Origin of the sequence: Mesorhizobium sp. M1078, from assembly GCF_040318615.1 — a bacterium.
Classification (GTDB): domain Bacteria; phylum Pseudomonadota; class Alphaproteobacteria; order Rhizobiales; family Rhizobiaceae; genus Mesorhizobium.
Genome location: NZ_JAMYMP010000061.1, coordinates 1 through 14,543, shown reverse-complemented (window position 1 = coordinate 14,543; position 14,543 = coordinate 1). Strand labels below are relative to the sequence as shown.

Annotated in this window: 13 protein-coding genes and 1 pseudogene; 3 read left to right on the top strand and 11 right to left on the bottom strand. The window is 63.7% G+C overall.

Annotated elements, in window-relative coordinates; translation table 11 throughout:
• Positions 1-167: 167 nt before the first annotated feature.
• The 11 genes and pseudogenes from NKH38_RS32300 to NKH38_RS32250 all read right to left on the bottom strand — a co-directional run.
• A pseudogene (locus NKH38_RS32300) lies at positions 168-664 on the bottom strand (class I SAM-dependent DNA methyltransferase); the annotation flags it as partial.
• 58 nt (positions 665-722) lie between these two features.
• A complete protein-coding gene (locus NKH38_RS32295) occupies positions 723-1,037 on the bottom strand; it encodes a hypothetical protein (RefSeq protein ID WP_023738143.1) in 315 nt (104 codons plus the stop codon).
• 54 nt (positions 1,038-1,091) lie between these two features.
• A complete protein-coding gene (locus tag NKH38_RS32290; RefSeq protein WP_023688799.1) occupies positions 1,092-1,454 on the bottom strand; it encodes a nuclear transport factor 2 family protein in 363 nt (120 codons plus the stop codon).
• Positions 1,455-1,530: 76 nt separating this feature from the next.
• A complete protein-coding gene (locus NKH38_RS32285) occupies positions 1,531-2,010 on the bottom strand; it encodes a carboxymuconolactone decarboxylase family protein (protein WP_023688798.1) in 480 nt (159 codons plus the stop codon).
• Between the two features lie 110 nt (positions 2,011-2,120).
• Positions 2,121-3,674, bottom strand: coding sequence for an alpha/beta fold hydrolase (locus NKH38_RS32280; protein WP_023673422.1), 1,554 nt, complete (start codon positions 3,672-3,674; stop codon positions 2,121-2,123).
• Between the two features lie 134 nt (positions 3,675-3,808).
• Positions 3,809-4,123 carry a formate dehydrogenase subunit delta gene (locus NKH38_RS32275; protein ID WP_023673423.1) on the bottom strand — a complete coding sequence of 105 codons (315 nt, stop codon included), beginning with the start codon at positions 4,121-4,123 and terminating at the stop codon, positions 3,809-3,811.
• Positions 4,113-4,943: a formate dehydrogenase accessory sulfurtransferase FdhD gene (gene fdhD / locus NKH38_RS32270; RefSeq protein ID WP_352765533.1), complete on the bottom strand. Its 831-nt coding sequence runs from the start codon at positions 4,941-4,943 to the stop codon at positions 4,113-4,115. The genes NKH38_RS32275 and fdhD overlap by 11 nt, the downstream gene beginning before the upstream one ends.
• A 349-nt stretch (positions 4,944-5,292) precedes the next feature.
• On the bottom strand, positions 5,293-8,205 hold the full coding sequence (fdhF, locus tag NKH38_RS32265) for a formate dehydrogenase subunit alpha (protein ID WP_023731374.1): 2,913 nt from the start codon (positions 8,203-8,205) through the stop codon (positions 5,293-5,295).
• A 10-nt stretch (positions 8,206-8,215) separates the two neighbouring features.
• Positions 8,216-9,772, bottom strand: a complete 1,557-nt coding sequence (locus NKH38_RS32260; protein ID WP_352765536.1) for a formate dehydrogenase beta subunit — start codon at positions 9,770-9,772, stop codon at positions 8,216-8,218.
• The gene (locus NKH38_RS32255; RefSeq protein WP_023688791.1) at positions 9,769-10,248 is read right to left on the bottom strand and encodes a formate dehydrogenase subunit gamma; all 480 of its coding nucleotides are present in this window, start codon (positions 10,246-10,248) and stop codon (positions 9,769-9,771) included. The genes NKH38_RS32260 and NKH38_RS32255 overlap by 4 nt, the downstream gene beginning before the upstream one ends.
• A 194-nt stretch (positions 10,249-10,442) precedes the next feature.
• Positions 10,443-11,342, bottom strand: coding sequence for a LysR family transcriptional regulator (locus NKH38_RS32250; protein WP_023688790.1), 900 nt, complete (start codon positions 11,340-11,342; stop codon positions 10,443-10,445).
• Between the two features lie 158 nt (positions 11,343-11,500).
• Here NKH38_RS32250 and NKH38_RS32245 point away from each other — a divergent pair, with 158 nt between their 5' ends.
• The 3 genes from NKH38_RS32245 (at position 11,501) to NKH38_RS32235 (ending at position 14,418) form a co-directional block, all read left to right on the top strand.
• Complete coding sequence (locus NKH38_RS32245; RefSeq protein ID WP_023673429.1) at positions 11,501-12,142, top strand: DUF47 domain-containing protein; 642 nt, start codon at positions 11,501-11,503, stop codon at positions 12,140-12,142.
• Positions 12,143-12,145: 3 nt separating this feature from the next.
• Positions 12,146-13,150, top strand: a complete 1,005-nt coding sequence (locus NKH38_RS32240; protein WP_023703518.1) for an inorganic phosphate transporter — start codon at positions 12,146-12,148, stop codon at positions 13,148-13,150.
• A 77-nt stretch (positions 13,151-13,227) separates the two neighbouring features.
• Positions 13,228-14,418, top strand: coding sequence for an Mrp/NBP35 family ATP-binding protein (locus NKH38_RS32235; protein ID WP_352765538.1), 1,191 nt, complete (start codon positions 13,228-13,230; stop codon positions 14,416-14,418).
• Positions 14,419-14,543: the final 125 nt, after the last annotated feature.

Sequence of the window (14,543 nt, the reverse complement as noted above, 5' to 3'; positions counted from 1 at the left end):
ATCAACATGGACGACCTGCGCGAGCACAAGAAGCTCGCTCTGCGCCAAGCCGCATGACCAGCATCATGGCTGCCCCATTTTGCAGAACTTGACGCACACAACCGGCCGAAGCTGCTGATCCCCCCTTGCGGGGAGATGTCCGGCAGGACAGAGGGGGGTGTGAAGGATCACAACATCGGTGGTTGCTTCTCCGCCGTCACGGCCAGTCCCTCGACCGGCTCTCGCCGGTCATGCCGGATAGTCGTGCTATCAAGCGACAGAATCGAAAACCCGTTTGTGGCCAGAACGCGCCGCACATAAATTTCCGAGTGGGCGTAGCGGCGTGACAGCTGCAAGGCAAAGCCATCGCTGCCGATCAATGTCTCGACGGAAAAGGCAAACAGACCATTGCCGGCCAGAATGCCGGCGACGGTCCTCACCAGACTGTCGAGTGCACCGACATAGATGAACACGTCGGCCGCCACCACCAGATCGGCTTTCGGCCGGCATAAGCGAAATACTGCAGATCGGCCTTGACGAGCAGGTCGTAGACGCCCTTGGCGCGAGCCTATTTCAGCATGGCGGCGGAGATATCGTAGCCCTCCAGCCGTTCGGCGACCGGCCGCAGTTTCTCGCCCATCAGACCGGTGCCGCAACCAAGGGCCAGGGAAGGGCGGTTTCCGGGCAGCGGACGAGTTTCGGCCGCCGCAACTGATGGCCGAAAACTGCTGCACCTGCCACGGCTACTCCACGATGCGGTAGATGTTCCAAAGGCTGGTGCCTGAAACGACGTAGGGCTCCATCTCCTTGCCCCATTTGGCGTGCGCGTCGATCTTGCCGATCCTGGCGAAGAATCCCTCCAGCTGGGCAAGGCTTTCGACCTGATGATGCGATTCGACCGTCGCTTCCCGAGCTCCGACCGAACCGGTCATGATCTGGAACTCGAGATCGGCAATGCCGACCTGAGAGCCGATCTCGCGTTCCCATTTCTTCAACAGGTCGAGCACGGTCTGCTTGTGCCCGAACTTGGCGTCGATCTGCCATCTGGCGCTGAACATTTTGTCTCCTCCAGTTTTGCGGCCCAAACCGCGGTTGATCTTTCCGCGGTGGAACTACTCGTCCCAGGCCTGCACGACGGTCTGTCGTGCAATCCGCCCATTCTTCAGCTCCAGCATCGCCGCGCAGAACACTTTCGTTCCGTCCGGATAGGCGCAGGCCTGGGTGAAGGCGAGATTGTCGCCATCGGCGATGGTGGTGTCGACCTTGTGGGTCATCGCCCGGCTGCAGATGTCGTCCCAGAAGGTGCTGATCGCCGCCCGGCCGCGGATCTCGCGCGGCTTGCTCGGCGGATTGTTGCGGTCGATCACCCGCACCAGTGCGTCGTCGGCATAGAAGCTAGCGAGCATCCTGCCGTCCCGTCCTTCGATCGCTTTCTTGATCGCCGCGCCGTCCACGCTCTGCGTCTTGGTCAGCATCTTCTCCTCCATGGCCCGTTGATCGGGCGGTTGAATGATCACAAGCAATGCCCGGCGCACCGCCCGGCATTTTCTTTCACTGCGACTTGGCTTTGACGGCTGCGAACACGCCGTCGGTCTGTTGTTTGAAGGTCGCGAAATCGACCTGGCTGCCGTTGAGCATCGTCGACCAGTGGCGCACGATGGCCGCCATCGCGATCGCCTCCTTGATCTCCTCATCGGTCGCGCCATTGAGCTTGGCGGCCTCGGTGTGGAAATAGATGCAGTACTGGCAGGGGATCTGCGAGGCGACGGCCAGCCCCAGCAGTTCCTTGGTCTTGCCGTCGAGCGCGGTCTTGGGGTTGAGCTGCACACCCTTGATCTCGGCCCAGGCGCCGGCAACCGCGACATCGGGCAGCGTCTTGAACATGTCCGGCACTGAGCCGAGCGTCGCCTCGATGTCCTTGTAGGCGGCGGCCGCCGAGGCATCCTCGGCTCTGGCGGGAGCGATCGTGAACAACGCGCCAACGCCTGCCGCTATCACCAGCGATTTGATCGACCTGTTTGACTTCAGCATTGCATCCTCCATCCGCAGTGCCTTTCCCGGCGACATCCGCCTGGCCTGCATGGAGAGAATTGGTACGCCTCGACCCCACCTGGCCGCTTCGCCCGAAAGCGCCATGGTCCCTATGGCCCGTCCGGGCCAGCCTGCCTGGCGGAAAATGCCGCTGCCGCCGCCCGTGACGGCAAATCGAGCTTCAGCAATATGTTGGCGACATGACGCTTGACCGTATGCTCGCTGAGCCTCAGCTCGGCGGCGATCGCGGCATTGCTCTTGCCGTCGGCGATCAGGATCACCACCTCGCTTTCGCGCGCCGTCAGTTGAGCCGGCTCGGCGGGTTTCGCCTTGGGGCGGCAGGCCGGCTCCAGGTGCTGTTCCGACGTTGCCTGGACCAGCGCCAGCGGCTCGTCCAGCTCATCCACCGTGACACGCCCGGCATCGATGAAATGCAGGCCGGACCCCGCCGCCAGATCGGCGGCCAGCCGCGACGCCAGAATATCGCCGCGCCCGGCATGGGCGGCGATCTGCATCGTCACCCGTGCCATCAGCCCCACCGGCGGCCCGCGCATTTCGACCTCACCGACATGGGCGCCCTGGGCGCTTGCAATGCCCATATGTTGCGCCGCATCGCGCAGTGCCGCCGCGCAGCGTATGGCCCGCGCCGGCCCGTCGAAGCGCGAGATCATCAATTCGCCATGGATGCCGGCGACGCGTCCGCCATGACGGCCGACCAGCTGCTGCCAGCTCTCCTGGAAGCGCTCGCTACGTTCGCTCCACATGCGGTCGCCAACCCGCGCCGTGTCGTAGATGCGTGTCGCCAGAAGAGCGGCAAGCACGCGCTCCGCTTCGGCCACGGCACGCTCGCCGGTCAGGAATTCCTCGATCAGGTCGGCCACCCGGTCGACATCGCCGGTCCAGATCGGGTGGTCGCGCCCGGGGACCTCGACCAATCGCGCATTGGCGATCTCTTTCGCCAGGAAGCGGCTGGCGTCCGGGTCGACCCGCGCGTCGTTGCGGCGATGAATGAGCAGTGTCGGTGCGCCGATCGCCGAAAGCACGCCGCGCACATCGATTCCGGCATTCATCCGGGCAAGGGCTGCCGCTGCCGTCGGACTGGCCGACAGCCGCTCGAAGCGGGCCCACCACTGGGTGAAATGCGCATCATCTACCCGGCCGGGAGCGAAGTTGGGCAGTGTGGCGCCCGTGCCCCATTCCGTGCCGGCCGTCGCGATGAAGGCCTCGAGGCGCTCCGGCGACATCACCCATTTGTGGAAATGCGCATAACCGCCATAGAGCGCCAGCGCTCGTGTCCGTTCCGGATAGGTGGCGGCAAACAACATTGCCATCGGCGCGCCTTCCGAAGCGCCGAGCAAGGCCGCGCGGCCGCTGCCGGTGGCATCCATCACCGCGCGCACATCGTCCATGCGGGTTTCGAGGCTGGGCAGGTGGCGTGGGTCGACGCGGTCGGACAGGCCGGTGCCGCGCTTGTCGAACAGGATCAGCCGCGAGAACGCCGAGAGCCGTTTCAAGAGCCTGGCGTAGCCCTCGTCTTCCCAATGCAGGTCGAGATTGGAGATGAAGCCGGGCACGAAAACCAGGTCGAACGATCCCTGGCCGACCACCTGATAGGCGATCCGCACGTCGCCGCTGAGGGCATATCGCGTCTCGATCGGCCTCACGTTGCTATCCCGCCCGGCCAGACGATTTCTGATCGCCGACCATAGCAGACGCCCGGCGGATGCGGCAGCCAAACTTTAGAAGACAGGAATATAGCCCGCGGCGAGCCGTGTTCGCCCGCCATTTCTGGGGGAGGCTATTTCTGGGGAGCGGCGCTCTCTGCACCCGTGGGTTGGACGTAGCCGATGCTCACATCGGCCTGCTCCTCGGTCTTCGGCCGCTTGATCCTGGCCGAGGCCACGACGACGAGTTCGTCAAAACCTTCGCCGCCGCTGTCCAGCATCTCGAAGAACTGCCGGCGCATCCTGGGCTCCCAGAACTTGTTGATGTGCTCGGCCACGCCCGCCACACCTTCCTCGCGGGGCCTTGAATGGAAGAAGGCGGCGATCTGGTTGGCCATGCGCACCAGCTTTTCCCCGGTGCTCGTGATGTGTTCTTCGTTATGCGACATGCTGGGCAACTCCCAAGACCACCCGTTCCGGGTGGGTGAAAACATCGAAATCATCGCCGCGCACCAGCGCTACCAGTGTCATGCCGGCCTCATCAGCGGTGCGGATGGCGAGCGCTGTCGGCGCCGACACGGCGATGATGAAGGCGGAGCCGATCGCCGCCGTTTTCTGCACCATCTCCACCGAGACGCGTGATGTCACCACCACCGCGCCCGATGCACCGTCAATGCCGGCCTTGGCCAGCGCGCCGGCCAGTTTGTCCAGCGCATTGTGCCGGCCGACATCCTCGCGCGCCATGACGATGCCTTTGCCGGGAATGTAGAAGCCCGCTGCATGCACGGCGCCGGTTTCTGAATGCAGAGGCTGCACCTTGGACAAAAGCTTTACCGAACGGGTGATATCGTCGGCTTCAAGCGTAAGCTTGGACGCACCAACCTTGTCGACCGAGCGCATCGCTTCCTCGATCGATTCGATGCCGCATAGCCCACAGCCGATCGGACCGGCCAATCGCCTGCGTCGCGCCTCGAAGCGCGTATTGGCCTGGTCCTTCAACCGGATCTGGATATCGATCCCGGCGCCATGGTCCTCGACCTCGATCGCCTCTATCTCGTCAGGCAACGCGATGATGCCTTCGGTCAGCGAGAAGCCGAGCGCGAAATCCTCGAAATCGGCCGGGCTCGCCATCATCACCGCATGGGTGGTGCCGGCAAAGGAGAACGCCACCGGCGTCTCCTCCGGCACCATGCGGTTGGCCGATGTCGTGCCGCTGGCGCGGTGGGCAAGGCGAGAGATTTGGGTGGTGGCTTGGCGTTTGCGGGTCACGAGGCGCGCCCCTCTGCCCTGTTCGTCCTTAGCAGCAGCTGTGGAGGCTCGCGCCTTTCCTCTCCCCCGTCGACCGGGGGAGAGGTGTCAAGCGAAGCTTGACGGAGTGGGGGTCGACTGCTCGCCAGATAGGCCGGTTTGCCTGCTCTTTGGGTTGTGCGCGACTTTCGACGGCTGCGTGTTGCGGGGCCGGCTTCCCCCACTCCGTCGCCGCTTCGCGGCGCCACCTCTCCCCCCTCCGGAGGGAGAAGAAAGGCGCCAGGCGGCATAAGCTCGCGTCCTTCCTGACGGAGTAGGGGTCGACCAACCGTCAAGATTGAAGCTCTTATTGTCGAACGCCGTGGCAAGACTACTCCGCCGCTTCCAGCTTTGCGATGCGGCGGCTCTGCTCGGCCTGCTCGTTATAATCGCGCTGCCAGTCCGAAGGCCCGTTGGAGGCGCCGACCTGCACCGCGGTCACCTTGTACTCCGGGCAGTTGGTCGCCCAGTCGGAGAAGTCGGTGGTGATGACGTTGGCCTGCGTGTCGGGATGGTGGAACGTTGTGTAGACCACACCTGGCGACACCCGGTCGGTGATCAGCGCACGCAGCGTCGTCTCACCCGAACGGCTGGTCAGCCGCACCCAGTCGCCATCGCGCAGGCCGCGGTTCTCCGCATCGTGCGGATGGATCTCCAGCCGGTCCTCCGAGTGCCACATGACGTTTTCGGTGCGCCTTGTCTGTGCACCGACATTGTACTGGCTGAGGATGCGGCCGGTGGTCAGCAGCAACGGGAAACGGGGCCCGGTCCGCTCGTCGGTCGCCACATATTCCGTCCGGATGAACTTGCCCTTGCCGCGCACGAAGCCGTCGATATGCATGATCGGCGTGCCGAGCGGCGCCTTCTCGTTGCAGGGCCATTGCACCGATCCGACACGGTCGAGCAGATCGAAGGAGACGCCGGCGAAGCTCGGCGTCGTTTTGGCGATCTCGTCCATGATTTCGGAGGGATGCTGGTAGTTCCAATCCAGCCCGATCGCGCGGGCAAGCTCCTGTGTCGCTTCCCAGTCGGCGTAGCGCGCCTTCGGCTCCAGCACCTTGCGCACCATGTTGATGCGGCGCTCGGCATTTGTGAAGGTGCCGTCCTTTTCCAGGAAGGTCGAGCCCGGCAGGAAGACATGCGCGTAGTTCGCTGTCTCGTTGAGGAACAGGTCGTGCACGACCACGCATTCCATCGCCGCCAGGCCGGCCGCGACATGCTTGGTATCAGGGTCGGACTGCAGGATGTCCTCGCCCTGGATGTAGATGCCCTTGAAGGATCCGTCGACGGCGGCATCCAGCATGTTGGGGATGCGCAGGCCCGGTTCGTCGTCGAGCTTCACCCCCCACAGGCTCTCATAGATGTCGCGCACCGCCTCGCCGGAGATGTGGCGGTAGCCCGGCAGTTCATGCGGGAACGAGCCCATGTCGCAGGAACCCTGCACGTTGTTCTGGCCGCGCAGCGGGTTCACGCCGACGCCGGGACGGCCGATATTGCCGGTCGCCATGGCAAGGTTGGCGATAGCCATAACCGTGGTCGAACCCTGGCTGTGTTCGGTGACGCCAAGGCCATAATAAATCGCGCCATTGCCGCCCTTGGCATAGAGGCGCGCAGCACCCCGGATCAGTTCGGGATCGACGCCGGACAGCTTGCCCACGATTTCGGGGTTGTTTTCCGGCAAGGCGACGAAAGAAGCCCAATCCTGGAACTCCGCCCAGTCGCAGCGATCGCGGATGAAGGCTTCGTCGAAAAGCCCTTCGGTAACGATGACATGCGCCAGCGCCGTCAGCACCGCCACGTTGGTGCCGGGCTTCAGCGGCAGGTGATAGTCGGCCTCGATATGCGCCGACTTGACCATTTCGGTGCGGCGCGGATCGAGCACGATCAGCTTGGCGCCCTGGCGCAGCCGCTTTTTCAGCCGCGAGGCGAACACCGGGTGCGCGGAAGCCGGATTGGCGCCGATGATGACGGCGACATCGGTGAAGTCGACGGAATCGAAATCCTGCGTGCCGGCCGAGGTGCCATAGGTCTGGCCGAGGCCGTAGCCGGTCGGCGAGTGGCAGACGCGCGCGCAAGTGTCGACATTGTTGTTGCGGAAGCCTTGGCGCACCAGCTTCTGGACGAGATAGGTCTCTTCATTCGTGCAGCGCGAGGACGTGATACCGCCGATCGAGGTGCGGCCGTATTGATACTGGATACGGCGGAATTCCTTGGCCGTATGGGCGATGGCCTCTTCCCAGCTCACCTCGCGCCAGGGATCGCTGACCTTTTCCCGGATCATAGGCGACAGGATGCGGTCCTTGTGGGTGGCATAGCCATAGGCGAAACGGCCCTTCACGCAGGAGTGGCCGTGGTTCGCCTTGCCGTCCTTGTAGGGCATCATGCGAATGACTTCGTCGTCCTTCACTTCTGCCTTGAACGAGCAGCCGACGCCGCAATAGGCGCAGGTGGTGACGGCGGAGCGCTCGGGCATGCCTTTCTCAAGCACGGTCTTTTCACGCAGCGCATCGGTCGGACAGGCCTGCACGCAGGCGCCGCAGGATACGCATTCGGAGGCGATGAAATCCTCGTGCATGCCGGCGACCATGCGCGATTCGAAACCGCGGCCCTCGATCGTCAGCGCGAAGGTGCCCTGCACCTCCTCGCAGGCCCGCACGCAGCGCGAGCAGACGATACATTGCGCCGGATCATAGGTGAAATATGGGTTGGACTCATCGCGAGCGATGTAGTCGACCGCCAGCGAGCCATGGCCGGGCGCGACGCCGTTTTCCTGCTTGACGTGGTTGCGGCCCTCGATGCCGAAGCGGTTCTCGGTCAGGCCGACCGATTTCGCCACAACGTCGAACTCGCTGGCGCCGGTGCCGGCCTTCTCGTTCCAGCCGGTCGGGTGGTCGGAGACGTAAAGCTCCATGACACCGCGGCGGATGGCGTCGAGCCGCTCGGATTGCGTGCGCACCACCATGCCTTCGCCGACGGGCGTCGTGCAGGATGCCGGCGTGCCGCCGCGCCCGTCGATCTCGACCAGGCAGACGCGGCAGGAGCCGAACGAGTCCAGCATGTCGGTAGCGCAGAGTTTTGGGATCTCGACCCCGCCTTCCATCGCCGCGCGCATGATCGACGTACCCTCCGGCACGCTGATGCTGCGGCCGTCGACGATCAGCGTAACCTGCTTTTGCGCCTTCGATTCCGGGGTTCCGTAATCGAGTTCTTCGATGAGTGTCGGGAAGTCGGCCTTGATATTCATCTGCCAGCTCCTATTCAGCAGCCACGCGCGCCGGCGCGGGCTTGAAATCTTCGGGGAAATGGGTGATCGAGCTCATCACCGGATAGGGCGTGAAGCCGCCCAGCGCGCAGAGCGATCCGAACTTCATCGTGTTGCAGAGATCGGTGACCAGTGCCAGGTTCTTCTCCGGCTCGATGCCGGCGGCAAGCCGGTCGATGGTCTCCACCCCGCGTATCGAGCCGATGCGGCAGGGCGTGCACTTGCCGCAGCTTTCGATGGCGCAGAACTCCATGGCAAAGCGCGCCTGCTTCAGCATGTCGGCCGTGTCGTCGAACACGGTGATGCCGGCATGGCCGATCAGCCCGTCGCGCTTCGCGAACTCTTCGTAGTCGAACGGCGTGTCGAACAGGCCGCGCGGGAAATAGGCGCCGAGCGGGCCGCCGACCTGCACCGCCTTCACCGGGCGACCTGTGGCCGTACCGCCGCCGATATCGTCGACGATCTCGCCCAGCGTCATGCCGAACGCCGCCTCGAACAGGCCGCCGAACTTGACGTTGCCGGCGATCTGTATCGGGATCGTGCCGCGCGAGCGGCCCATGCCGAAATCCTTGTAGAAGGCAGCACCCTTGTCCATGATGATGGGCACGGAGGCCAGGCTGATGACGTTGTTGATCACCGTCGGCTTGCCGAACAGACCCTGGATTGCCGGCAGCGGTGGCTTGGCTCGCACCACGCCGCGCTTGCCTTCAAGGCTGTTCAGCAGCGAAGTTTCCTCGCCGCAGACATAGGCGCCGGCGCCGACGCGGATTTCCATGTCGAAGGCGTTGGGCGAACCCAGCACGCTGACGCCGAGCACGCCTGCCTTGCGGGCGACCGCGACAGCCTTGTTCATGACAGCCACCGCATGCGGATATTCCGAGCGGATATAGACGAACCCCTTGGTCGCGCCGGTGGCGATGCCGGCAATCGCCATGCCTTCGATGAGCACGAAGGGGTCGCCCTCCATGATCATGCGGTCGGCAAAGGTGGCGCTGTCGCCCTCGTCGGCATTGCAGACGATGTATTTGCGGTCAGATGTCGTATCGAGCACCGTCTTCCACTTGATGCCGGTCGGGAAGCCGGCGCCGCCGCGGCCGCGCAAGCCCGATTCCGTGACCTGTTTGACGATGTCGAGCGGCGCCATGGCCACCGCGTTCTGCAGGCCCTTGAGCCCGCCCAGTGACTTGTAGGCATCGAGCGATAGCGGGTCGTTGATGCCGCAACGCGCAAAGGTCAGGCGCGTCTGCTTGGCCAGGAACGGGATTTTGTCGGGCGCGCCCAGCCAGCGCTTGTGATGCCCGCCGGTGAGAAAGCCGCTGTCGAACAGGCTCTTGACGTCCGATGGCTTGACCGGCCCGTAAGCGACGCGGCCCTTTTCGGTCGCGACCTCGACCATAGGTTCGAGGAAATAGGCGCCGCGCGAGCCGTTGCGGACGATCTTGGCCTCGACGCCCCGTTCAGCCAGTTCCGCACGAACAGCCTTGGCGACCTTTTCGGCGCCGAGCGCCAGCGCGCCGGAGTCACCTGGAATGTAGATGCGCGGGATCATGAGCGTACCTCCCCGACGATCTCTTCGATCTTCTCGTCATCGAGCCGCCCGATCACCTCACCATCCAGCATCGCCGACGGTGAACAGGCGCACAGCCCGAGGCAATAGACAGGCTCAAGTGTAACCGATCCGTCGCGGGTGGTCTCATGGAAATCGATGCCCAACAACTGCTTGACCTTTGCGGCGATCGCATCCGAACCCATCGACTGGCAGGCTTCCGCCTGGCAGAGCTTGAGCACATGCCGGCCAGCCGGCCGGGCACGGAAATCATGATAGAAGGTCACGACGCCATGCACTTCGGCCCTCGACAGGTTCAGCCCATCGGCGATGACGGGCACGGCGTCCTGCGGCACGTGGCCAAATTCTTCCTGGATCTCGTGCAGGATCGGCAGCAGGGGGCCTTCGAGGCCCTTCAACTCCTGGATGATCGCCGCCGTGCGCGACTGTATCTCGGTACTTGCAGGCTGCATCGTCACGCAGCGCCCTCCCTATCGTAGCGATCGATGCATATAATCGTCCAAAAGCATGAAGCAGTTTTGGAACAACGACATGCCTACGCCGCTTAATCGCTAAGTGCTTAAGAAATCAGAGAAAACCTCTGAAATCAATAAAGCGGTTTCGTTGCACGATAGAAAATTTCTATCGCGCCGGTTGACCAGTTATGACTAGCTCAGCGATTGGCGCGGAAATCGTCTGCCAGCGCCATCGCCTCGTCCAGCAGCGCCTGCACCAGCGGCGTGTGCGGTTCGCGCGGCGCGGCGACCAGCCCGACAGTGTGGCTGGCATCCGGTTCGACGATCGGAATGGCCCGGATCGGTTCGGAAAAACCGAATGTTTCCGCCAGGTTGAGCGGCATGATCGACGACCATTTGCCTGTCCGTATGTGGGAGAACAGCACGATCATCGAGTTGGATTCCAGTGTCGGCCGCACCTGCACGCCGGCCTCGGCCAGATGCTGGTCGATGATGCGGCGGTTCTGCATGTCCGGCGTCAACAGGCAGAGCGGCAGCTGGCTGATTTCGGCCCATGTCACTTTGTCGCGATCCGAATAGGGATTTCCGACCGCCGTGATCAGCTGGTAGCGCTCGTCATAGAGCGGCACGCTCGTCACCCGTCCGAGAGGCTCGTTGTCGAGATAGGTGATGCCGGCATCGACGTCGAAATTGCCGAGCAGCGACAACACCTCGATCGAGGTGCGCGACAGGATAGAGAAGGTGACGCCCGGGTGCTTCTCGCGAAATGGCGTCGTCAGCCGCGCCACCATGGCGAGGGCGGTTGGGATGGCGGCAATACGGATACGCCCGGACAGGCCATGTCGCGCCGCCCGCATCTCTTCGCGCATGGTCCTGGAATCGCCGACGATGCGACGCGCCCACACCAGCACCTGCTTGCCTTCCGGCGTCAGCCCCTGAAAGCGCGAACCACGATTGACCAGCATGACGCCGAGCTGGCCCTCCAGCTGCTTGATCCCGGCCGACAAGGTCGGCTGCGTGACGCCGCACGCTTCCGCCGCCCGGCCGAAATGCTCCTCCTTGGCCAGCGCGATGAAGAATTCGAGCTTGTCGATCATCCCATCCGTCCGTTCGTTGCGCGCAAGGTCGGGGAAATTGCCTTTCGCCGCAAGCTCTACCCGCAATTGGCCATGCATCCACATCTTTGGGCCGGCTGGCTGTTTCCCCCGGCCGAACACGGCGCTATGTGGTTGGATGGAATACGAGGAGATCGGACATGCTGGGCTGGTTCCGCAAGCTTTTGCCGCGCGAAGATCGCTTCTTCGACCTCTTTGAACGGCATTCCCGCACCGTGGTCGGCGGCGCCGAGGCGCTGGAGCAGCTTCTGCAGGGCAAGGACATCGATCGCTGGTGCCAGAAGATCATCGATCTCGAGGACGAGGCCGATCATATCACGGCCGAAGTCCTGCTGGCGGTGCGGCGTTCCTTCATCACGCCTTTCGATCGCGGCGACATCAAGGACCTGATCCAGTCAATGGATGACGCCATCGACATGATGCACAAGACCGTCAAGACGGTGAAGCTGTTCGAAAAGAAGGAATTCGACCCGCTGATGCAGGAGATGGGCGGCGTCATCGTTGCCGCCTCCAGGCTGGTTGCCGAAGCGATCCCGCTGCTCAGCAAGGTCGGCACGCACACGGTACGCCTCAACGCCATCGCCGAAGAGGTGATGCGCGTCGAAAGCCGCGCCGACGATCTGCATGAGCAGGGATTGAAGGACCTGTTCAAGCGGCATGGCCGCAGCGATCCGATGGCCTACCTGATCGGCTCGGAGATCTACGGCCAGCTGGAGAAGGTGGTCGACCGCTTTGAGGACGTCGCCAACGAGATCAGCGGCATCGTCATCGAGAACGTTTAGGCAATGGAAGCCACCATCGCCTTTCCCGTGCTGATCGGCCTTGTCGCCGTCGCGCTGTTTTTCGATTTTCTCAACGGCCTGCACGATGCAGCGAACTCCATCGCCACCATCGTCTCCACCCGCGTGCTGAGACCGCAATATGCGGTCCTGTGGGCGGCTTTCTTCAATTTCATCGCCTTCATGTTCTTCGGCCTTCACGTGGCTGAAACCGTGGGAAAAGGTATCGTCGACGTCAGCATCGTCACGCCGGCGGTGATCTTCTCGGCGCTCGTCGGCGCCATCGTCTGGAACATCGTCACCTGGATTGCCGGCATCCCGTCCAGCAGTTCGCATGCCCTGATCGGCGGGCTTGTCGGCGCCGGCGTTGCAAAGGCTGGGCCCGGCGCCATCGTCTGGACCGGGCTTGGCAAGACGGTCGCCGCAATCGTCGTGTCGCCGGCGACAGGGTTTGTTCTGGCGCTGGTCCTCATCCTGGCCGTTTCCTGGCTGTTCGTGCGCCAGACACCGTTCGCCGTCGACAGCACTTTCCGCGTCATGCAGTTCTTTTCGGCCTCGCTTTATTCGCTAGGGCACGGCGGCAACGACGCCCAGAAAACCATGGGCATCATCGCCGTGCTGCTCTATTCGCAAGGCATGCTCGGCGGGACGTTCTACGTGCCGCTGTGGGTCGTCCTCACCTGTCAGACAGCACTGGCGCTCGGCACTTTGTTCGGCGGCTGGCGCATCGTCCACACGATGGGCTCGAAGATCACCCGGTTGAACCCGATGCAGGGCTTCTGCGCCGAGACCGGCGGCGCCATCACCCTGTTTGCCGCCACCTGGCTTGGCGTCCCCGTGTCGACCACCCATACGATCACCGGGGCCATCATCGGTGTCGGCGCTGCCCGTCGCGTCTCGGCCGTGCGCTGGGGCATTGCCGGCAACATCGTCATCGCCTGGATCGTCACCTTGCCGGCCACGGCTGCAATTTCGGCGCTCACCTACCTAGCGGTTGGCCTGGCAGGGTGAGGCGGACACCGGTGGTGCTTGGAGTCGCTGCCAATCTGCACTATCTGAGCCGCAGCCAAACGCCTAGGGAACAATGCATGTCCGTCACCAAGGAAATCGTCACCGAGCGTCTGAAGACGGTCAACGGGCCGGACTTCACCGGCAACATCGTCGACCTCGGCATGGTTTCGGAGATTTTCATCGCCGATTCGAAAGTGTTTTTCTCGATCACCGTTCCCGCCGCCCGCGCACAGGAGATGGAGCCGCTGCGCGCCGCAGCCGAGCGTGTCGTCAAGGCGATCCCTGGTGTCGCCGGCGCCGTCGTCGCGCTGACGGCGGAGAAGAAGGGCGGCGGCATGGAGGCTCCGGTTGCGTCGCGTCCCGCGCCCAGGCCCGCACCGCCGGCTGCGCCAGGCGGGCCGCGCCCAGCTCCACACTCCCCAGCCCCGCACGCCCCGGCCTCGCAAAGCTCGGGCAAGCGCGGCGTGCCCGGCATCGAGGCGATCATCGCGGTGGCGTCCGGCAAGGGCGGCGTCGGCAAGTCGACCACCGCTGTCAACATCGCGCTTGGCCTCGCCGCCAACGGTTTGCGTGTCGGCGTGCTCGATGCCGACATTTATGGCCCGTCAATGCCAAGACTGCTCAACATCCATGGCCGGCCGCAGACCGTCGACGGCAAGATCCTGAAACCGATGGAGAATTACGGCCTTAAGGTGATGTCGATGGGCTTCCTCGTCGACGAGGAGACGCCGATGATCTGGCGCGGTCCGATGGTGATGTCGGCGCTGACGCAGATGCTGCGCGAGGTCGAATGGGGCCGCCTCGACGTGCTCGTCGTCGACATGCCGCCCGGCACCGGCGACGCCCAGCTGACCATGGCCCAGCAGGTGCCGCTGGCCGGCGCCGTCATCGTCTCGACGCCGCAGGACCTGGCGCTGATCGACGCCCGCAAAGGATTGAATATGTTCAAGAAGGTCGACGTGCCGCTGCTCGGCATCGTCGAGAACATGAGCTATTTCATAGCCCCCGATACCGGCAAGCGCTACGACATCTTTGGCCATGGCGGGGCGCGGCGCGAGGCCGAGCGACTCGGCGTGACCTTCCTCGGCGAAGTGCCGCTGGAAATGGGCATTCGCGAAAGTTCTGATGAAGGCTCGCCCGTGGTGGCGTCGAAGCCCGATAGCCCCGAGGCGAAGATTTACCGCGATATTGCTTCGAAGGTCTGGGACCGGGTCAACGAAGAACGCGGCGCCGCCGAAGCGGCGGTGCCGAACATCGTGTTCGAGTAGCTCGGACTCCCTCCCCCTTGACGGCATAGGCGCTAAGATAGGTATTGCCCTGCGGAATCGGGTGTGATTCTACACTGCGATGACACACGAATCGCTTGTTGATGACGGCTGGGCCGAGACGATTG

Excerpts from the sequence above, each read along its gene's own strand:
- NKH38_RS32295 (WP_023738143.1), bottom strand. The coding sequence starts at position 1,037 with ATGTTCAGCGCCAGATGGCAGATCGACGCCAAGTTCGGGCACAAGCAG.
- NKH38_RS32290 (WP_023688799.1), bottom strand. The coding sequence starts at position 1,454 with ATGCTGACCAAGACGCAGAGCGTGGACGGCGCGGCGATCAAGAAAGCG.
- NKH38_RS32285 (WP_023688798.1), bottom strand. The coding sequence starts at position 2,010 with ATGCTGAAGTCAAACAGGTCGATCAAATCGCTGGTGATAGCGGCAGGC.
- NKH38_RS32275 (WP_023673423.1), bottom strand. The coding sequence starts at position 4,123 with ATGTCGCATAACGAAGAACACATCACGAGCACCGGGGAAAAGCTGGTG.
- fdhF (WP_023731374.1), bottom strand. The coding sequence starts at position 8,205 with ATGAATATCAAGGCCGACTTCCCGACACTCATCGAAGAACTCGATTAC.
- NKH38_RS32260 (WP_352765536.1), bottom strand. The coding sequence starts at position 9,772 with ATGATCCCGCGCATCTACATTCCAGGTGACTCCGGCGCGCTGGCGCTC.
- NKH38_RS32250 (WP_023688790.1), bottom strand. The coding sequence starts at position 11,342 with ATGATCGACAAGCTCGAATTCTTCATCGCGCTGGCCAAGGAGGAGCAT.
- NKH38_RS32245 (WP_023673429.1), top strand. The coding sequence starts at position 11,501 with ATGCTGGGCTGGTTCCGCAAGCTTTTGCCGCGCGAAGATCGCTTCTTC.
- NKH38_RS32240 (WP_023703518.1), top strand. The coding sequence starts at position 12,146 with ATGGAAGCCACCATCGCCTTTCCCGTGCTGATCGGCCTTGTCGCCGTC.
- NKH38_RS32235 (WP_352765538.1), top strand. The coding sequence starts at position 13,228 with ATGTCCGTCACCAAGGAAATCGTCACCGAGCGTCTGAAGACGGTCAAC.